This window comes from Bacillus sp. FSL W8-0223 (assembly GCF_038006805.1).
GTDB lineage: Bacteria > Bacillota > Bacilli > Bacillales > DSM-4216 > Bacillus_O > Bacillus_O smithii.
The window spans coordinates 2,123,239-2,144,022 of sequence record NZ_JBBOVX010000001.1 but is presented as its reverse complement, the minus strand read 5'-3'; the positions used below and the strand labels follow the sequence as shown (position 1 = coordinate 2,144,022).

Genomic DNA, 20,784 nt, shown 5'->3' with positions numbered 1-20,784 from the left:
CTTAACTTGAGGAATTGAAACTCGATCGGACTGGAATTAAATGTTGATCCGACAGAAAGTTTTTATCTTAACTTGAGGAATTGAAACTCATCAACAACGAGCATAACAACGCGATCGTTGACGTGTTTTTATCTTAACTTGAGGAATTGAAACAATTGAACAGAGTATTCGCTAATTGTATCTAATAACTTGTTTTTATCTTAACTTGAGGAATTGAAACTGACAAATTGGAAGATGCCATAAAAGCAAGAAAACAGTTTTTATCTTAACTTGAGGAATTGAAACTATGAAATACTTGTCAGCGCGCGCAGATAACCCATCATGTTTTTATCTTAACTATGAGGAATTGAAACCTCAGATACTTTATGAAATATACAAACGACACAGACGTTTTTATCTTAACTATGAGGAATTGATTTAAGAGAGACGAGTTTCTTAAACACTTTGATAGATAAGTTTGTGACATGTTTGCTTTGTTCAATGGAGCTATATAGTTTTTGTGTGTTCTCTGATTCATTATTCATATTCAGTAAAAAAGTGCAAATACATAAATTGTATAAAGCTAATAACAATTCAGATGTTACTATTTGAATCAGAAATTCCTTTTAAAGGAGTTTTTTAGAATACACGAATGCAAAAGATTCAAATAAATGTGACAGTTTTGCGTTGTTACACTATCCTTGACACCTCGTGCGGTGTTGTCAATAGCCGTTTTTGTAACTAATTACAGATGGCTTGATCGAACGTTTGCTTCAGTTATTATCGATTAATTGACCGGCTTTTTCAAAGCCTAATAATTTTATTCCATTGACGACCAGGTATGGCCTTTTCGGGGATGGCATCTTACCTGTCAGGAATAAGGAAAGGATCGTTCGTCATACAAGCAATAGGGATGGTAGTAAAAAAGGGATTATTTTGAAATAAAAGTTATATCTGTTTTGGTTTATAAAGGCAGAGACGAATTTATTTTTCGAAAGAAGGGTTACTATGCGATTAACGGTGGCGATGAAACCAAAGTATCATGATATCCTGTTGCCATTACATTATCAGTATTTGCTTCAAGGGCTGCTGTATCAATCTTTAAAAGATAAAACGTTCGCAACGTTTTTACACGAAATCGGATTTCAAAAAGGAAAACGATCATATAAATTATTTACTTTTAGCCGACTTTTTGGCCAGCATAAAATTCAATTGAATTCAAAAACGATATTGTTCGATGATGAAATATCGTGGCATATTTCGACTATATTGCCTGAATTGACGCAACAGTTGGGAGAATACTTTTTATTGCAGAATGAAGTACATTTAGGCGATCAATGTCTGGAGATACAAAGTATACAATTAACGGATGATGAAGTAGCAAGTTCGGAAGTAGAAATAGAGATGCTTTCCCCTTTAACAGTCTACAGCACCTATGAAACGGTGGATGGCAAGCGGAAAACTCAGTTCTTTGATCCATATGACGAAGTGTTTTCTCATTTAGTTGAGGTGAATTTTCGCAACAAGTATGAAGCTTATTACGGAGAACCGCCAAGAGAGCGGTTGTTGATCGAACCATTGCATGTCACTCAAAAACATAAAGTCGTTACGACTTTTAAAAACTACTATATTACTGCCTGGCTGGGGAAATTTCGCTTACAGTCATCTCCAAAAAATTTAACCTTCTTATTACAAACGGGGATAGGCGGAAAAAATTCTCAAGGGTTTGGGATGTTTCGAGTCGTGCAAGAATTGTAAAGATGAATTTGTCGTCGACCCACAATCGTGCAAAAACCCCTAGGGATCGACGACAAAATGTGTTTATAGTACAACTATGTAAAAATGCAGAAAATATCAGTGGTAAGAGAAAATGGATAAAATTATTCTTTTACGATAAAATGAAAAACAACAAACTCTATATTTATGTTATCCCTTGATTTATCAACTATTTTTGGGGTTTGTATCTTAACTATGAGGAATTGAAACTATCGCCGGAACTTTGCGTCGATTTGCTTTTGCGAAGTTTGTATCTTAACTATGAGGAATTGAAACTCGTATGTCCTTGCGACACCGACAACGGAAGAGGTGTTTGTATCTTAACTTTGAGGAATTGAAACAAGTACAGCTCTCCAATTTCACCAGGAGCAACCGGCGTTTGTATCTTAACTATAAGGAATTGAAACTACAGACATCGGTCCGATGGAATTATGAGAACATTGGGAATGTGGTAGCCATTAACAACAAAACTTTAATTGTGCACGGGGCTGTTTTCTCAACGATTGATGTTTTTATCTGGATTTATAAAATGATGATATATTTGCGGACGATAATATGAATAGCATTAATATCAGGAATGTGGTCTTTCAACTTATTTGTTTTGGATTATTGGTGTTATTCGTTCTGTTCATCGTGTGGCTTTTCCGTTCAGATAAAAAACGCATCCGACAACTCAATCGAATTGAAAAGAAAATCGAAGAGATGGATGTACAAATTAAGAAAGGTTATAACGGACGGCAACAGTGACCGTTTTACTAAATATTGCTTTTGAACTTGAAAACGATGTACGAGAAATTAGTAACAAATCGGATGCAGAAAATGCCTTTGTATTTTCAATATTAAATACAACTCGCTTGGTAAGATTGAATTTATATGGGGGCGTTTGTGAGTAGCTAATTGTAGTATTTAACATCAGAAACTTTGCATTAGAAGTTTTGTAAACACAGCGCTTTATATTGAATTTGGGCCCAGTTTTGTGGCTTTTTTAAAAGATGTAACAAACCAAATGCTGAAAACAACAAAGAAATGACTAGATAAAGCGAAAGTAAAATTTCATACCTTTTTTGAACTTTTCATTTCTCACTTCTCCTTTTCCCCTTGTAATAAAGCTTTGAAAATGATAACAAAAACTAGAAAAACACCAAATAAAACAGTTAAAGTAGTATTTTCTAAATCATAAATATAATTCAAAAATAATACAATTGCTAAATATATCATACAAAAAATGTAAAATATCTTTTTAGTCATAGAAGATGGCCTCCATTTTTAGTTATTTTATTAACCTTTCTGTTGGTTCTCAGCTGGTTATAGAAGGTATTCATAGATTTATCCATGTTTGCAAGTATGTATTTTATTACTTCATTTTTTATTGCCCTAGAGAATCAATAAGCTGAATGATTACACTTAAAGTATGTAATCATAAAGCCGTTTTCTAGGTGTTTTTTATGACAGCATCTTCTCCTGCATCAAGGTCTTGAATCTGTCTTTTACCACTATAAATGACGTCATTTCCTACTCTTTGTTTTGACATATCCCCACTCATTTTCAAATCTGTTATAATTATAACAAATATTTAAAAAATCAGAACTTTTGTTATAAAAATTAGCTTATATTGTAATCGCTTTACCTTTTATCAACTATAAGATACCTCAATCATCTCGAAGAAAAAGGGAAAATGTATGTTTTTCTTATGTGCCATATTAAAAAACTTATAAAAACATTAACCATTTCCTGAGTCTATCGATATTACAGTCAGTCCATGTAAAACTCTTTACTCCAAAAATTGTGTATTTGGCAATTAAAAAAGGCATCAAATGGCAAATAAGGTTATTCACTTCTCTGTATAAAATTCCAATATTATGTCGCTTGACATGGAGCCTCTGCGGGTATAATTTTCGCAAAGGGGGTAAGCCATAGGACTTTGCAAGGCACACAAGCCTATCCTTCCCGCCACTCCATGTAAAGCGGTGAATATGCAATAAATAATGCATACTCTTAATTGCCAAACACTACATTTCTTAATTGCCATCAACAAAAAATTTGCTTGTTTTAACCACTTAGGAAAGCTGTATGTGGCGTCTATCAGCGGTAAGATGACTGAACGGAAAGGTAGTGAATTAAGGGAGAATTAAGTAATAGAGGTGTCAAACAAAAGAAAATTTATTATTAAAATCGATAAAGGAGCGCATGGCATGAATTTAAAAAGGCTCATTCAATTCCTATTATTATTGGTCATCCCTTCAACTTCTTACATTTATGTTCAAAGTGTTGGCAGTTTAACGGACGAAGCTAATTTAGTGATTACTCTTTCCTTGACGATATTATTTCCTGTTTTGTTTTGGCTTTTTTCTAAAAGGAAAATCCTTTCTATTTTTTCAGGATTTTTTATTGGTTTCCTATTGGCCTTCCTTATTATCCCATCTACTGAAAGACAATATTTTCATTACATATTAAAAGTAGCAGCGCTGGTAGAAATTTTATTTTTGCTATTTGTCGTGAATAGTATTCGATTGACCATCAAAAAAATGAAATCTTTAAAAAATGACACGCACTTAGATTTTTGGGAGAGACTAGATGATTCTATTAGTGGTTGGATCGGAAATTCATTCGTTCGCGGTGCGGTCATCATGGAATTTAAAACATTCTATTATTCTTTGATTGTATGGTTTAAAAAGCCAAAACCCCCAAATGGTCATTTATTCAAATATCATGAAAAAACGATGTTTAAGACGTTTATTATCGTGATCTTACTTATACTCCCTTTAGATGCGGTTGTATTTCATCTGTTATTTATGCAATGGAATAAATTGGCTGCATGGATTTCCACCATCATCAATATTTACGCTTTCTTTTATGCAATCGCTCTCTATAATTCAGCCAAGTACCTGCCAATCGTTGTCACGTCTAATAAACTCATCATTCATAGCGGGTATACGGGAAAAATGATGATCGACATCGACAATATTCAATCTTTAGAAACTTTTAGCATGAAAGATGATGTTATGTTTACTAAAACCAAAAAAGGCGTATTTAAAGCAACAGTAGGGATTGATGAGCCGGAATTGGAATTAAAATTAATAAATCCTGTTAAGTATTTTGGACCTTTTGGCATACAAAAACACGCACATACAGTTTTGTTTAGAGTAGACGAACCACAACAGTTTAATAAAATCATTCAAGAATCAATGGATAAACATGAATGTATTGAAGAATATAGAAAATATTGGGACGAAAACCATGATAAAGACAATAGAAAACTAAAATCGAACGAAAGAATATTCTGAAATTATAAGTGGGTTGGAAAAATACTTAAAAAGTTTTTCTGGCGTGAGAAAGGCAAACATAGAAGACTTATTCGAAAACATTAAGTTTGATATTTCAATCTTGGAAATTGCCATAAGTATGAAAAAGAAAATCCTTTCCGAATTTCTTCATCCATGATCTGCTCTCATAAAACGATCATCACACAAAAAAGGTCGGCGATTTCCAATGGGGTCAAAACATTGGCAGCCGACGGCAATTCTTTAACACTATATTTTGTAAGATGTCCGATAAGATCCATCATAGCGTTGAAATAGAGGGGTAGGCTCTAAGGATATATACAGCCGATACAGGATATTTAGGCAGAAGTCCGCCGGCAGCAGAATCATGGTTGGTCATCTTGTTATTTTGATTCAAAGGCTTATCATTGCAGTAAGTTAGGAAATTCCCGCTGCTTCAGCCAAATACTCGACTAGATGCAGCACACGGACAGACGAAGATAATTTCTCACGTTCAATTCCAAGCTTCATTTGCAGCAAACATCCAGGGTTGGTTGTTATAATCACTGATGCATCGGATGCTTTCATATTCTTCATCTTTTCATCAAGAATACTCATGGATGCATCAAAATGTATGATATTGTAAATTCCCGCAGAACCGCAGCACATGTCAGCTTGGTTCATTTCAATAAAATGAACTCCTGACACGCTTTTTAAAAGATCCATTGGTTCTTGAATCACTTTTTGAACATTTGTCATATGGCAAGAGGGTTGATACGTTACACGTTCTTCTTTACGTGCTTTTAGGTTTGGAAGTCCTCCGCAAGCGATCAATACCTGGCTGATATCTCTTATTTTAGCAGAGAACGTAGAGGCTTTATCAGCCCATTCTTTTTCATCCGCAAGCAAATGGTCATATTCATAAAGCATAGCTCCGCATCCTCCCGCATTGTGGACGATGAAATCCACCTCTTCTTGTTCAAATGCAGCGATATTTTGTTTGGCAAGGCGTTTAGCTTCTTCTAATTCTCCGGAATGTGCATGAAGGGCGCCGCAGCAAGTCTGATTCGGTACGACGATCACATCGCAGCCTGCTTCGGCAAGCAGTTGTACAGATAAGCGGTTAATGCGGTGAAACATGGAGTCCATGATGCAGCCTGTAAAAAAAGCCACTGTTGCTTTTTTTCACCTTTGGATTTTATTTTGACGAAATCTTGATTGCGTTCTGAAGGTGAAACGGTTTGCGGGATGATTTTTTCGAATTCATCCAGATGATAGGGCAATTTTTTTAAAACGCCTGACTTGCGCACGACTTTTCGCATTCCGCTTTTTTCATAAAACCAAAATGCATTTCCTGACCATTTCATCATGTGACGATTTGGAATGGCTTTTTTCAGCAATGCTTTCCGCAGCAAACGGGCCGGAACGGAAAGTTTCTTGCGTTTGGCCATTGCTGCTCGAGCGGCTTCTAGAATTGATCCATATTCCACCCCGGTTGGACAAGCCGTTTCGCACGCACGACAACCAAGGCATAAATCGAGAGGTTGTTCCAGCGCAGATAAATCAGTCATTTTTCCTTCTCCGACCATTTTGATGAGATGGATTCGCCCGCGTGGCGAATGTGTTTCTTTTCTCATGGTTACATATGTTGGACAGACTGGCAGACAATAGCCGCATTGTACACACCTGTTTGTTTTTTCATATAGAAATTCTTCTTTCAATTGTTCCAAAGATGATTTCATTTTAAGTCAACTCCCATTTCTGACCCTCTTCAGGGAAAATTTTTCCTGGATTCAAAATGTTGTTTGGATCCCATGCCTTTTTGATACGCTTCATCATGTCCAGACCGATGGGACCTAACTCCATTTCCATGAAAGAAGATTTCATTGTCCCGATGCCGTGTTCACCGGAAAGCGTCCCGCCAAGTTCGACGGCTGCGGTAAAAATCTCGGCGACGGCCTGTTCTACACGGCGCATTTCTTCTTGATCATTTTTATCGCAAATGATGTTGGGATGCAGGTTTCCATCCCCTGCATGACCAAACACGACAAGGTGAACCTTATATTTATCGCGAATTTCTTGCAATTTTGCGCACATTTGAGGAATTTTGCTTCGTGGTACAGTGGCATCTTCTGAAATTTTTGTCGGTTTAATCCGTGCGATTGCCGGTGAAACTAGCTTTCTGGCTTTCCAGATTTCCATTTTCTCCGCTTCATTTTGGGGAATGTGGACCGACCGTGCTCCCACCGCATGGCATAGTTCAGCGACTTTTTTGATTTCATCTTTTAATGCTAAAGGATGGCCGTCCAGCTCAATCAGAATGATGGCTTCAGCATCTGTTGGTAATCCTAATGGTTCATATTGTTCGACGGCTATGATGGAGGCTTGATCCATCAGCTCCATTTTGGCAGGCAAAATTCCGGATGATAAAGTTTTGGAAATGGCGCTGCCGGCATCAACAAGGCTATCGAATACTGCCATAATCGTTTCAGAAGCAGGTGGTTTGGGAAGAAGACGCAACACGGCTTTCGTAATAATCCCAAGAGTGCCTTCTGAACCAACAATAAGTTTCGTCAAATCGTAGCCCGTTACGTTTTTTACTGTGCGTCCTCCGGTTTTTATGATGTTTCCCTCGGGGGTAATGACTTCCAAACCAATCACATAATCTTTTGTCACTCCATACTTTAAGCCTCTTGGTCCGCCTGAATTCTCGGCTAGATTGCCGCCGATTGTCGATACGTGCGCACTGCTCGGATCCGGAGGAAAAATGAATCCTTTTTGTTCAGCTGCCTTATGAATCTGGGCGGTTAATACTCCCGGAGAAACGACAGCGACCAAATCTTCTTCATGAATTTCAAGCAAATCGTCTAATACCGATAAATCGAATACCATGCCTCCTTTAACCGGCAGGGGACCGCCGCTTAAAGATGTGGCTTGACCGCGAGGATAGACGGGGATTTTTTCGCGGTTGGCAAGTTTCACAAGTTCAGCCAATTCTGCCACGCTCTTTGTTTGAATCACCACATCGGGTAAAAAGGTTCCGAAAGAAGCATCGAATGAGTAGCTAAAACGATCGCTTTCGTCTGTCCATACTTTTCCGGTTTTTACGATTTTTTTGATTTCTTCAATATGACGCGAAGTGACTACCTTCATTTGAATCTCTCACTTTCTGTACGGTTATATGTTGTAATCCTTTAAGAGCAGACTTAGTTTTCTTTCTGCATTTTTTAAATGGATAAGGCATTGGATTTTAGCAAGTTCTGGTTCTTCCGCTTCGATGGCTAATAAAATATTGCGATGTTCTTCGTGGACAGCTTTGCGTTTTTGTTTTAATTCTACGTTCGGGCGAAGTGTGATCTTTAAAGTTTTTTCATAAAGGGAGGATAAATTTTCCAGAGTTTGAATCAATACGGGATTGTGAGTAGCCAAAATAATGGAACGATGAAATTGAAGATCCGCTTCGGTTGAACTCGTTCCCTGTTCGTTCGATTCGTTTTCCATTCTTTCTAAAATTTGCTTCATTTGCTCAAGTTGCTCAGGTGTTCGTCTAAGTGAGGCTAAATAGGCTGCTTCAGGCTCTAAAATTTTTCTCATTTCAAAAAGATATTTAATACTTTCTACATCATCGCTTTCGATTCGAATTCTCTTTAATAAGGATGAAGTGGTCGATTCTTCTACATAACTTCCTCCTCCTTGACGTGAAGAGATGACACCGGCAGCACGAAGCATGCTTAAAGCCTCGCGAATCGGTACTCTGCTTACACCATATTGAGCGGCTAATTCCATTTCAGTCGGCAGCTTTGAACCAGGAGGAAACCTTCCTATTTCAATTTGGTTGAGTAATTCACGCGATATGATTTGCGAAACTTTTTCTTTTTTGGACATCATCTTGCTCCTTTCCATCATTGAAATCATAATTTGTCTAACAAGTTAAAAATTTGTATAACAATTTTCATAATATAAATATTTTAATTTTTAGAAAATAAACAATTTACAATTAATTTATTGAAGATTATAATAAACAAAAAAGACGAAAAAAACAATATAACAACATCAATTTGTTATATAAATTTGTATTACAAAAACAGAATAGCAAAACCTGTCATTTAGATTGTTTTTTCACATCTAGAGTTTCAGAACCAATAGAACATGATGCCGTTCCTGCATTGCTCAAGCGCTGTTTGAAGGCTTGATAATGTGCGATGGGACGACGATAGGCTGTCAGGAAAAGACGAATATTTAGAAGTTAAGGCTATTTTCACGGATGAAAAAAAGTGAATTACCCTTTTTGCTAAGGAATTTACTATAAAAGAGGGATATACATGTATGATTTTTCGATCATTGGCGGTGGAATTATTGGATTATCTACAGGTATGGCACTCGCAAAACGTTTTCCAAACTCAAAAATGGTGGTAATAGAAAAAGAAAACGAATTGGCTCATCATCAAACAGGTCATAATAGCGGCGTTATCCATTCGGGCATTTATTACAAACCGGGCAGCCTCAAGGCACAATTCGCCCGTAAAGGCAACAAAGCGATGGTTCATTTTTGTGAAGAACACGGTATTCCATACGAAATATGCGGCAAGGTGATCGTGGCCGCAGAAGAGAAAGAACTTCCAATTATGGAGGAGCTTTATGAACGTGGTTTGCAGAATGGGTTGGATGTGAAAAAGATCGGTTCTGAAGAATTGAAAGAGATCGAGCCGCATGTAAAAGGTATAGGTGCAATTCGGGTACCGAGCTGTGGAATTGTAGACTATCAAAGTGTATCTGCTGCATTTGCACGCCTCATTCAGGAAAGAGGAGGGGATATTCGTCTTGGTGTGAGAGTGGAAAACATCGTAGAAAATATGGATCATGTGACGATTGAAACAAACCGGGGGACCATACAAACACGTTTTCTCATTAATTGTGCCGGTTTGCACAGCGATCGTATGGCTAAAATGGCTGGCATGAAAACGGGGATGAAAATTGTGCCGTTTCGAGGCGAGTATTATGAGCTAGTGCCGGAAAAACGGTATCTTGTCAATCATTTGATTTACCCGGTACCAAATCCCGATTTCCCGTTTCTTGGGGTTCACTTTACCCGGATGATGAACGGAGAGGTTCATGCAGGGCCAAATGCGGTTTTGGCCTTTAAACGTGAAGGATATACGAAAAAAGATATAAACCTTAAAGATCTTTTGGAGATTTTAGCATATTCGGGTTTTTGGAAGATGGCGATGCCGAATATGAGAGAAGGCATGAAAGAAATGGTTCGTTCCTTTAGCAAACAAGCGTTTTTGCGGAGCTTGCAGCGACTCATACCGGAGTTGACGGAGAAAGATATCGTTCCTGCCCAGGCGGGGGTGCGAGCGCAGGCTATTATGCAGGATGGAAGCATGGTAGACGATTTTGCTATTTTCTCAGGGAAAAGGTCGTTGCATGTATGCAATGCGCCATCTCCTGCAGCCACGGCCTCCATTCCAATAGGCGAAGCCATCGCCCAACAGATTGTTGAACGGTTTCAACATATTGTATAAGAAGAGTCTGTACAAATTTAGTTAAGTTATTTTTATAAATGTAGAACGCCATATTTGATGATAAAATCTTATTGAACCTTTTCCAAGCTTAAGAATGGATGAATTGTTCATTTCTTAGAATGTTGTTAACAGGTCTTTCGAGTAGTTCTTTAAATCATATAAAGAGTCTGGCTATTTATTGATCAGCCAAATTTCAATTCCAACTTGACATATATGTTTTGTTTGGTTTATAATTTTGAAAAATCACATATTAATTTAAAGATGGAGGTCTGAAACCGGTTAATCTGAAATTTATTAGATTTGAAATGAAGGACAAAAAATTCTTGGGGTTTATCAATGTAAAAAGAAATGAAAAGTTTCTTGTCTATTTATAATCAAGCTGACAAGAAGCTGAAAAGTTGTCGACTGGTCTACCAGAGCAACAATTCCTAATGGAGGAATTTGTTGCTCTTTCTTTTTGCAGCAAAATATCGAAAAGACATTCTATTAAGGAAAGGCGATGACGATGAGACTGGGCGGACCTATTTTTAGTGGAATTCACGAACCAGAACAGTGGGTTAAGGAGCTGAAGCGATTGGGTTATTCCACGGCACACTGGCCGGCTGAAGCGGTTGTTCCGGAAGGTGTCATCAAAGATTTTAAAAAGGCCGTACAAGACGCAGATCTGACTATTGGAGAGGTCCATATTTTTAATAATACAATCGTTCCCGATGATAAGAGACGTAAGCTGGCTATTGAAGTTGCAAAAGAAAAATTGGATCTGGCTGAACAATTTGGAGCGAACTGTGCAGTAAATCTTGCTGGTTCTAGAGCCAAAAGCAAAGTCAACGATCATACACCGGGAAGCTTTGATATTCATCCCAATAATCTGAATAATGAAACGTTCGACTTGATTGTGGATACTGTCAAGGAAATCATTGATGCGGTAAAACCAAAACGGACGTTTTATACCCTTGAACTGTTTCCGTGGCTGCTTCCAAATTCACCAGACAGTTATTTGCGATTAATGAAAGCGATTGAAAGAAAACAATTTGCTGTTCATCTTGACTTAGTCAATATTATTGACTCGCCGGAAAAATACTTTAAAAATTCTTTATTTATTCAAGAGGTATTTTCTAAGCTGGCTCCTTTCATCAAGAGCGGCCATATTAAAGATATCGTGTTGCAAAATAAGCTTGCCGTTCACCTGGATGTTGTTCAACCAGGATTTGGAGCTTTAGATTTGAAGACTTTTTTATATGAATATAACAAATTGGATAAGGATACGCCTTTATATATTAATAATTTTCTTGGTGAAGAAGATGATTATGTTCGGGGAGTCCAACATATTCGTAATGTTGCACAAGAAATGAACATTCACATTCCATAAAAAGTTCATTTGTGATACGAACTAATTCAATATCAATCCGTTGTTAGGAGGAAAAAATATGGTTAAACAAGAAGGACCACGTTTTGGAGTTTGGGCATTGAACCCGGGAACTTGGGCTTCCATCCATCACCCCGATGATCCTTTCAATGCATCTTGGGAACGAGTAAAAAATCAAATCATTACTGCTGAAAAACTAGGATATGACGCTACATTAGTTGCCCAGCATACGTTAAACCCCAGCGGAGACAACTTTCCGTACCTTGAAGCATGGACATCGGCTGCAGCGCTTGCGGCGTTAACTTCTAAGATTGAAATTATTACCGCGATTAAGCCTTATTTATATCATCCGGTTGTTCTTGCCAAACAGGCGCTTGGTATCGAAGAAATCAGTAGAGGAAGATTTTCCATCAATGTGGTCAATGCTTGGTACAGACCGGAACTTGAGCGGACCGGCATTGGGTTTGCCGATCATGATGAGCGATATGCGTATGGGACGGAGTGGTTAACCGTTGTCCGGTCCCTGATATCAGGACAAAAAACAAACTTCAAAGGAAAATATTTTAATATACAAGACGTCGTTTTGAATCCCGCCTCTCCAGTAAGAGAGCGTCCAACCATTTATGTTGGAGGAGAATCAGAGCCAGCAAAGGATTTAGCTTCAAGCCATGCTGATGTTTGGTTTATTAACGGCCAGCCGCTTAACGTTGTAGCGAGATTAATTGTTTCCGTACAAAAGCGGCCACGTAATGGCGCACCAATAAAATTCGGACTCTCAGCCTTTGTCATTGCACGCCCAACTGAAGAAGAAGCGAAGGCTGAGCTTGCAAAAGCGTGGGAGTATGCCGAAGGGGACAAAGAAGCACTTGCTCATCTTAGTGGAAACGCTGATCCTAAAGCGGTTATGTTCCAGACTTTCGCCAAATACCCCCATATTGGCACAAACGGAGGAACAGCAGCGGGTCTAGTCGGTTCCTACGAACAAGTGGCTGAACGAATTGTGGACTTTTATCAAATTGGTATCGATCTTTTTATGCTGCAGTTCCAACCTTTCGAAATTGAAATGGCCCGTTTTGCAAAGGAAATTATTCCACGGGTAAGAAGTCTAAAGCTAAAAGCAGAGAAGGTGATATAAATGGCTTCTAGGATCAATCAAGTTTGGGATACGAACACATCACTGTGTTTCCCCGTTCATCTAAACATCCTTGTTTAGCGGCATACGAATTCTTATTTTTTGTTCATTTTCAAATGAGCTAAAGAAAACCGTCAAGTCACCAAATTTGTGAATTGGTCGAACTTTTTTTACAAGAGAAATAATATCGTCAGTTTGCTTTTTCTCTCACGAAAAACTGCGGCATTTAGCATACTGGGAAGGAAGCTATAGGGTTAAACAGAAGAAAGTATTATTGTATGGGTAACCTTGTTGCGACATGGTTCCTTGTCTCGTACTTGATGGATGGGCAGAGCTGCCGTTGCATACAAAGGAGTTGAAACTATGAAATGAAGAACGTGATAAAGAATCCGTGCTCATTGCCTTAGAGAACTTTTTTGCTGGAAAACGTACATTATTGGGTGTATAAGATCACGAATAAAAACGCGTAATATGACCCTTTTTGAAAGAATAAATACACCTTATTTGAAATATTAACTACTCAGAATGGGCGATTAAATTGGCTCTTTAATGGCGAATTTTCCTCATCCTGCAATTTAGTTATTAAAATAAGCTATTGTTAGAAATCACAAATATTTCATATATTAGTCGACCATGCAAATGGAGATTTCTCACTTTTAATGGGATTTAGATGAGATGTCTCCATTTTTATTTTTATTAGGGGGGATGACGGATTGAAATTTATACGCAACTTAATCTCTCATCAGTGGTCAGCATGGATAGTTCCGATTATCGTAATATTTTTATGGCAATTATTAGGGCAAAACGGTTTGATCTCCCAAAATATTTTGCCTACACCGCTTGAGGTCGTACAAGCATTTATAAGATTAAGCGAGGATGGAACGTTATTGGATAATGTTGGAATAAGTGCGAAAAGAGCCTTTATTGGTTTTGTAATTGGCGGTAGTATTGGATTTTCACTCGGAATGATCAATGGACTTTCCAAAACTTTAGAAAGACTGTTCGATAGTTCAATCCAAATGGTAAGAACCATTCCTCATCTAGCCTTGATTCCACTCGTTATTTTGTGGTTCGGGATTGGAGAATCGTCCAAGCTTTTTCTTGTGGCGCTGGGTGTTTCTTTTCCAATATATTTGAATACCTTTCATGGCATCCGCTCCGTTGATAAAGGACTTATCGAAATGGGAAAAATATACGGTCTTCATTCATTTCATCTATTTACAACGGTCATTCTTCCCGGTGCGTTACCTTCCATTTTGGTAGGTCTCAGATATGCGCTTGGCATTATGTGGTTGTCTCTTATTGTAGCAGAAACCATATCGGCGGATTCAGGTATTGGTTATATGGCTATGAATGCAAGAGAATTTATGCATATGGACATAGTTGTCCTTAGCATCTTACTTTATGCATTACTTGGAAAGCTATCCGATTTAGTGGCTAAATTTTTTGAAAAGAAATGGTTGCAATGGCACCCCAATTATAACCCTTCGCATAATGGTTGATATGTTCTTTACTTTATTCAGAAAGCGAGTGAATTTCGTGAATAGTAGACCAAGAGGAATAAATCTGGAATTAGAACGAGTTGAAAAATCTTTTAGAGAAAATAAGGTGTTGAAAGGGATTAATCTTTCCATCAAGTCAGGTGAGTTTATCGCCATAGTGGGACGAAGTGGTTGCGGAAAAAGTACGCTGCTAAGGCTTATCGCCGGACTTGAACCGGCAAGCAATGGGCGAGTCATTGCGGATGGAGAGGCTGTGGAAAGTATTCATGCAGATGCTCGATTTATGTTTCAGGATTCCAGACTGCTCCCGTGGAAGAAGGTACTTACGAATGTCCAGATCGGAACAAAAACGCATTCTAAAATCGAAGCTCAAGCCGCTTTATCCCTGGTGGGACTCAAAGATCGCGGCGATGAATGGCCAATTGTGCTCTCAGGCGGACAGCGTCAACGGGTTGCTTTAGCCCGTGCACTTGCAGGAGAACCTCGTCTGTTACTTCTCGATGAACCGCTGGGAGCGCTGGATGCACTTACTAGAATTGAAATGCAGCAATTGATTGAAAAATTATGGCTTCAACAAGGATTTACAGCGATTCTTGTCACCCACGACGTTAGTGAAGCTGTTGCATTGGCAGATCGTGTTGTTTTGATTGAAGACGGTAATGTCGCCTTGGATATTGCAATTACATTAGATCGTCCGCGAAGAAAGGACCCGCGTTTCTCGTACTTCGAAGAGTTGATTTTAGATCGTGTTATGGGAGTGCAAGAAACTAATTTGATAGAATTTTCAAAATCTAAAATTTCACGTTCCATGTAAAGCTTATTTTGTGGTTGCGTGATAAGGAATTGATCAATCTAACAATCAAGGAGGTTTTATTGATGGGAAAAACGTTTTTAAGAGGAACTTTTCAAAATAGCGAGAGTAGAGAAATGGATACCGATGTATTGGTTATCGGTGGAGGCCCTGCAGGCGCTTGGGCTGCCCTTAATGCAGCTTCAAAAGGAGCAAGGGTTATTCTTGTAGATAAGGGATATTGCGGAACAAGCGGTGCTACTGCGCCATCCGGAACAGGAGTTTGGTATGTAAATCCTGATCCGGAAGACCGGGAGGCAGCAATGAAAAGTAGGGAAGCTTTAGGTGGGTACTTGGCTGACCGAAAATGGATGACATCTGTGCTAAACAAAACGTATGAAAATATTCATCAGTTAGAAGCATGGCAGTATCCTTTTCCGTTAGATGAGGAAGGAAAGCCTCATCGCAATAGTTTACAAGGCCCCGAATATATGCGTTTGATGCGAAAACAGGTAAAAAAAGCTGGAGTGAAAATTTGGGATCATAGTCCAGCTTTGGAACTTCTAGCAGATGAATATGGAGTAGGGGGTGCATCTGGCGTTTTTACTACGACAGGTGAGCGCTGGACAGTAAAAGCGGGGGCTGTTGTTATGGCGACAGGTGGATGTTCTTTTCTTAGCAAAGCGTTGGGATGCAACGTTTTAACTGGCGATGGCTATTTGCTTGCTGCAGAAGCAGGGGCGAACTTTTCTGGAATGGAATTTTCAAATGCCTATGCTATTGCCCCGGCATTTGCTTCTGTTACGAAAACAGCGTTTTATACGTGGGCTACCTTTTACTATGAGGATGGCTCGATCATTGAAGGAGCAGGATCTCAAAAGGGACGGTCTGTGATTGCGAAAACATTACAAACACAGCCGGTTTATGCAAGGCTCGATAAAGCGGATGATGAGATGCAAAAATGGATGCGCAAAGCACAACCTAATTTCTTCCTTCCGTTTGATCGTGCAGGCATTAATCCATTTACACAGCGTTTTCCCGTTACATTGAGATTAGAAGGGACTGTCCGTGGAACGGGAGGCATTCATCTTGTGAATGAGAATTGTGCTACTAACGTGCCGGGTCTATATGCAGCAGGAGATGCCGCAACACGTGAGTTTATCTGCGGTGGATTTACCGGCGGAGGCAGTCACAATGCTGCTTGGGCGATGTCATCAGGTTCTTGGGCCGGCGAAGCAGCAGCTGTATATGCCTTAAAGCTGGGTGTGAATTCAAGTAAACGGAATGTAGTAGGAGTTTCTACCACACCGATTGTTTCTGCTTTCAACAGAGGTGCGCAAAAAAGAACCGTTTCTCATGAAATTACAAAGGCTGTTCAAGCGGAAGTGAACCCATACGATATTAACCTATTTAGAACTGAAAATAAGCTGCTTCCTTCTTTACGGCGGCTTGACCAGATTTGGAAAGAAATAAGGGGTGGTATTTTAATAGATGAAGCTGATGTAGTAAAAGCCAGGGAATCTGCTGCTATGACAGCTACTGCTCGTTGGATGTATTCCTCGGCTTTGGAACGTAAAGAGACAAGAGGGATGCATAAACGACTTGACTATCAAAAACAAGATCCGAATCAACATTATCGAATTCTTACAGGGGGACTGGACAAAATCTGGGTAAAACCAGAGTCATTGCCCCAAAATAGGGAGGTTATTCAAGGATGATTGAATTAATTAGTGAATCAAGGTGCACCAGTTGTGGGTTATGCGTTATGGTGTGCCCAACCGGCGTGTTTGATCAGGAAAAAGGAAATATTCCAGTCATTGCCCGTAAAAATGACTGTCAAACTTGCTATATGTGTGAAGCATATTGTCCAGTGGATGCAATGTATGTATCCCCTTTTGCTGAAGAAGATGTCAAGGTAAAAGAAGAGGAACTGATTCAGAGTGGAATATTGGGAAGCTATCGAAAAGAGATTGGATGGGGTAAAGGCCGGACTTCTGGCGCAGCCTTTGACACTTCCTATAAAATGTTTCGATTGATGAGCAAAATGCCGGGACATTAAGTGATTTCGAGAATTTTAGGAGGAACAATTTATGACATTAACAGACCATAACAAAAAGAAAAGATTCTTAAAGGGTCTAACGCAAATATTCATTCTGTCATTTTTAGTTGTAGGAATAGTAGGATGTTCGAATGATGCGCAATCGACTATTGCGAGTAAATATTCGATAAAAAGCAGTTTGGATCCATCGGTTTTGCGTATAGGATTCGTGGGCTCAAGCAAAGATAATATCCCTACTGGGGTAGAGGGGTGGGCGATACATAAGAAATTACTGCAACAAGAGTTAAAAAAGAAAGGAATTGAGAAGTTGGAATTTCATGCTTTTCCTAATGGTCCGCCTCTAAATGAAGCAATGGCTGCAGGAGATTTGGATATCGGTATATTAGGCGACACACCCGCTATTGTTGGTAAATCGAACGGACTGAAAACAAAATTGATTGGTCAGACCTCAATAAACAGCAATGTATGGCTGATTACTCCCAAAAATGGAGTTAAATCTGTCGAAGAATTGAAAGGAAAGACAGTAGCTACACAGCTAGGCTCGTATATGTATCGTTACCTAACGGGGCTGCTTAAAGCAAAGAGGTTGGACAAGGAAGTTAAAATTGTAAATATGGCCGCCAGCGACGCAGAAGCGGCTTTAGAACGAAAGGACATTGCTGCCTATGCTTTCCCGACAAACTCTGGTCCTTTGATGAAGTCAAAAGGTTTTCCGGTTATCGATGAAGCGAAAGATCACCCAGAGCTTCTTGGCAGCAGCGTTGCTGTCATTACTGAAAATTATCTATCTAAGCATCCTGAACTCCCTAAAATATGGAACAATGTTCGTAAGCGTGCTTTAGAGGATGTATTAAAAAATCCAGAGGATTTTTATCAATTTCAATCCGAACAAGTGGGTTATCCAGTAAAAGTCATGAAAGATTCATTGCCTCTCAATAATTTAAAATCAGAGAGCGTCTCCAAGGAAGGTGAAAAACTTCTAGCAAATACAAAAAAATTTTTGGTGGAAGAAAAATTCGCAAAAAAAGATTTTAATTTGAAGGATTGGATAGTCAAATAAACTTTTATAATATTTGTAGCTTTAGTCATTTTCAGCATTCTTATCTCATGCGGCACATGGAGTTTAAAAATCAAAAAATGAAGTACTTCTCCAAGTCTTGTTTAGCGATAAACCTTCACTATCATTATCTTAAAAATACTGTAGGGAGTCTCAAAAGTAACTTAGGACTCCCTACATTCTTGATGAGAAGGAAAGATCATTTCGAACGGACGAATGACGCATATTGTACGGCAAAAAGGGACTTCACATACTAACTAAAAAGGTGCAAATAATCTAGAATATTTTTTCCAATAAGAAAAACAGTAACAATGATAAATAAAATTCTTACATACGATGCCCCTTTTTTAATGGCAAAGTTTGAGCCTACTAAAGCTCCGAGGATCATAGCAATCCCCATGGGAATGCCATATGCAAAACGGACAGCATCTAAGTACAGAAACATGATGAGCGCAGCAATGTTGCTGCCAAAGTTAAGGACTTTGGCGTTGCCGGCCGATTGGATAAAATCAAACCCGATGATTAGAAAAGAAAATAGCAAAAAAGAACCTGTACCGGCACCTACAAATCCATCATAAAAGCCAACCAAGAAAACGACTAATGCAAAAAGGATGCTTTTTTTCAAACTCAACCCTTGATATCGAGAGTCTTTGCCCCAATCTTTTTTTAAGATCGTGTAGATGGCAACGGCAATAAGCAACACTAGAACCAAGGGTTTTAATATTTCTGATGATATATGTTTTACAACAAATGCACCTAAAAAAGAACCTATAAGAGTTAAAGGGAAAAGCTTAGATACAAGCGAAAAATTTACTTTTCCTGATTTAACAAACGAGATTGTGCTCGTTAAAGCCCCCATTGTACTGGCTAATTTATTGGTCGCAATGGCTGCGGAAGGGGGCAATCCTGTAAACATTAAAGCCGGGATTGAAATTAATCCCCCTCCTCCAACTACTGAATCTACGAAAGAAGCTATAAAACCGGCGAGTACTAAGAAGCCCAATATGTAAAAGTTGATATCGTCCATATGCATTCCTCCTAGAATAATGAAAAGCTATTGATCTATCTATTGAAAGATCAATAGCTGATTTATTTTCAATAGATGTTATCGGCGTTCTTTATCTAAGAAAATCGTTCGTAACGAAAAAAACAGATATTTCTCCAATTGAGGTTAGCCACATATCATTATGGAGACTGTTCCAAATCCCTTAACCGGATCCGTATAATATCCATGAACATTAGTAATTACTATAGTGGTAACTAAAATGATCATAACAAATGAATGTACTTTTGTGAATAAAAAATACAGACAAATATCAGGAAATAATTACACTAATAATTAGAAAAGAACTTTTATAAAGGATTGGCCGTCATACAGGGGAATCATTTACTAAATCGTCCGTTAACGATACTATAAAAGTAAATTTTGAATGGTTTGAAGAGGATGGTTTCAATATGGATAAAATTTCACAAGAACTCCAGCTGCTTGGTTTTAATCAATACCAGGCGAAAGCCTATGTATCTTTGGTTCATTTAGGGACGTCCAGCGCTTACCAGATTAGCAAACATTCAGGTATACCTCGATCGCGCATTTATGAAGTATTAGAAGGATTAGAGAAAAAAGGGATAGTGGTGAAAGAGGATGTAAACGGAGCTGCACAATTTTCCCCATTACCGGTTGATGTGTTTTTAGAATCGATTAAAAAGCAGTGGGATGTCACCTTTTCATCGATAAAAAATGAATTAAAACGGTTTGAGAAACAAGAGATCAAAGCTGATAAACGTGTGATAACGATAAAAGGAGAAGAAAACATCCTGTCATTTTGTCGTATTCTGATTCGGCGGGCCAAGCACCGAATCATATTGTCCATTTGGGATTTTATGTATGAACAACTAGTAGACGACTTGCGAGAGAAACAGAAAACTTGCAGTCTTAAGGGGATCGTCTTTCAGGTTGAGAATCCTTTAAAAGATCTGGTGGTACATCGGAAGACAGATTATGTAGAGCAGATTGGAAATAAGAAATGGTTTATCATTTCTGTAGACGGAAAAGAAATGATTTATGGCCATCCGGTGGAACAAAACGGCAATGCCTTCTATACGGATGATGATGTACATGTATCGTTATTGGAGAATTACATCTGGCATGATGTACTGGTCAATCGATTGGTTCAGGAGAGCAAAGAAAATTTACAACCTTGGATATCTGCAGAAAGAGAGAATTTTTTTAAGATGCCAAGATAATTTTTTATTTCTAAAATAAGAACAGCTAGTTGTTCTCGAATGAAATCAGAAAACGAATATACAAAAACACCGTTCGAATAATCGAACGATGTGA

16 protein-coding genes and 1 CRISPR repeat array (1 of these 17 only partly in view) are annotated in these 20,784 nt (G+C 38.5%); of the genes, 11 read left to right on the top strand and 5 right to left on the bottom strand.

The window, feature by feature from the left end:
- A CRISPR array of direct repeats spans nucleotides 1-285; the repeat unit is 29 nt; unit sequence GTTTTTATCTTAACTTGAGGAATTGAAAC; it reaches 72 nt to the left of the window's first position.
- Nucleotides 286-987: 702 nt separating this feature from the next.
- Both cas6 and NST81_RS10365 read left to right on the top strand, forming a co-directional pair.
- Nucleotides 988-1,737, top strand: coding sequence for a CRISPR-associated endoribonuclease Cas6 (gene cas6 / locus NST81_RS10370; RefSeq protein ID WP_341029781.1), 750 nt, complete (start codon nucleotides 988-990; stop codon nucleotides 1,735-1,737).
- Between the two features lie 2,159 nt (nucleotides 1,738-3,896).
- Nucleotides 3,897-5,039 (top strand): hypothetical protein, encoded by a 1,143-nt coding sequence (locus NST81_RS10365; protein ID WP_341029779.1) that lies wholly within the window; start codon nucleotides 3,897-3,899, stop codon nucleotides 5,037-5,039.
- A 414-nt stretch (nucleotides 5,040-5,453) separates the two neighbouring features.
- Here NST81_RS10365 and NST81_RS10360 read toward each other — a convergent pair whose 3' ends face one another.
- From NST81_RS10360 to NST81_RS10345, 4 genes are read right to left on the bottom strand one after another with little or no spacing between them, the layout of a single operon-like run.
- Nucleotides 5,454-6,188 (bottom strand): (Fe-S)-binding protein, encoded by a 735-nt coding sequence (locus tag NST81_RS10360; protein WP_341029778.1) that lies wholly within the window; start codon nucleotides 6,186-6,188, stop codon nucleotides 5,454-5,456.
- Nucleotides 6,095-6,757, bottom strand: coding sequence for a 4Fe-4S dicluster domain-containing protein (locus NST81_RS10355; protein ID WP_341029777.1), 663 nt, complete (start codon nucleotides 6,755-6,757; stop codon nucleotides 6,095-6,097). Before NST81_RS10355 ends, NST81_RS10360 begins: the two co-directional genes overlap by 94 nt.
- Nucleotide 6,758: 1 nt before the next feature.
- Entirely contained in the window at nucleotides 6,759-8,168 is a 1,410-nt protein-coding gene (locus NST81_RS10350; protein ID WP_341029775.1) for an FAD-binding oxidoreductase, read from the bottom strand.
- A gap of 24 nt (nucleotides 8,169-8,192) precedes the next feature.
- The gene (locus tag NST81_RS10345) at nucleotides 8,193-8,900 is read right to left on the bottom strand and encodes a FadR/GntR family transcriptional regulator (RefSeq protein WP_048623477.1); all 708 of its coding nucleotides are present in this window, start codon (nucleotides 8,898-8,900) and stop codon (nucleotides 8,193-8,195) included.
- Between the two features lie 437 nt (nucleotides 8,901-9,337).
- Between NST81_RS10345 and lhgO the strand changes: the two genes are divergently transcribed.
- The 8 genes from lhgO (at nucleotide 9,338) to NST81_RS10305 (ending at nucleotide 18,449) form a co-directional block, all read left to right on the top strand.
- Nucleotides 9,338-10,540, top strand: a complete 1,203-nt coding sequence (lhgO, locus tag NST81_RS10340) for an L-2-hydroxyglutarate oxidase (RefSeq protein WP_341029771.1) — start codon at nucleotides 9,338-9,340, stop codon at nucleotides 10,538-10,540.
- A 499-nt stretch (nucleotides 10,541-11,039) separates the two neighbouring features.
- Nucleotides 11,040-11,909, top strand: a complete 870-nt coding sequence (locus NST81_RS10335; protein WP_341029770.1) for a sugar phosphate isomerase/epimerase family protein — start codon at nucleotides 11,040-11,042, stop codon at nucleotides 11,907-11,909.
- A gap of 58 nt (nucleotides 11,910-11,967) precedes the next feature.
- Nucleotides 11,968-13,041 (top strand): LLM class flavin-dependent oxidoreductase, encoded by a 1,074-nt coding sequence (locus NST81_RS10330; protein ID WP_341029768.1) that lies wholly within the window; start codon nucleotides 11,968-11,970, stop codon nucleotides 13,039-13,041.
- Between the two features lie 710 nt (nucleotides 13,042-13,751).
- Nucleotides 13,752-14,540 carry an aliphatic sulfonate ABC transporter permease SsuC gene (gene ssuC / locus NST81_RS10325; protein ID WP_341029766.1) on the top strand — a complete coding sequence of 263 codons (789 nt, stop codon included), beginning with the start codon at nucleotides 13,752-13,754 and terminating at the stop codon, nucleotides 14,538-14,540.
- Nucleotides 14,541-14,577: 37 nt separating this feature from the next.
- Nucleotides 14,578-15,354, top strand: a complete 777-nt coding sequence (locus tag NST81_RS10320; RefSeq protein WP_341029765.1) for an ATP-binding cassette domain-containing protein — start codon at nucleotides 14,578-14,580, stop codon at nucleotides 15,352-15,354.
- Between the two features lie 62 nt (nucleotides 15,355-15,416).
- Entirely contained in the window at nucleotides 15,417-17,048 is a 1,632-nt protein-coding gene (locus NST81_RS10315; RefSeq protein WP_341029761.1) for an FAD-binding protein, read from the top strand.
- Nucleotides 17,045-17,389, top strand: coding sequence for a ferredoxin family protein (locus NST81_RS10310; protein WP_341029758.1), 345 nt, complete (start codon nucleotides 17,045-17,047; stop codon nucleotides 17,387-17,389). The genes NST81_RS10315 and NST81_RS10310 overlap by 4 nt, the downstream gene beginning before the upstream one ends.
- A gap of 31 nt (nucleotides 17,390-17,420) precedes the next feature.
- Complete coding sequence (locus NST81_RS10305; RefSeq protein WP_341029756.1) at nucleotides 17,421-18,449, top strand: ABC transporter substrate-binding protein; 1,029 nt, start codon at nucleotides 17,421-17,423, stop codon at nucleotides 18,447-18,449.
- Nucleotides 18,450-18,699: 250 nt separating this feature from the next.
- On the opposite strand, the gene NST81_RS10300 is transcribed toward NST81_RS10305, so the two are convergent.
- Nucleotides 18,700-19,473: a TSUP family transporter gene (locus NST81_RS10300; RefSeq protein WP_341029753.1), complete on the bottom strand. Its 774-nt coding sequence runs from the start codon at nucleotides 19,471-19,473 to the stop codon at nucleotides 18,700-18,702.
- 428 nt (nucleotides 19,474-19,901) lie between these two features.
- On the opposite strand from NST81_RS10300, the gene NST81_RS10295 reads away from it, so the two are divergent.
- Nucleotides 19,902-20,690: a TrmB family transcriptional regulator gene (locus NST81_RS10295; protein WP_341029750.1), complete on the top strand. Its 789-nt coding sequence runs from the start codon at nucleotides 19,902-19,904 to the stop codon at nucleotides 20,688-20,690.
- The last annotated feature ends 94 nt before the right edge of the window (nucleotides 20,691-20,784 follow it).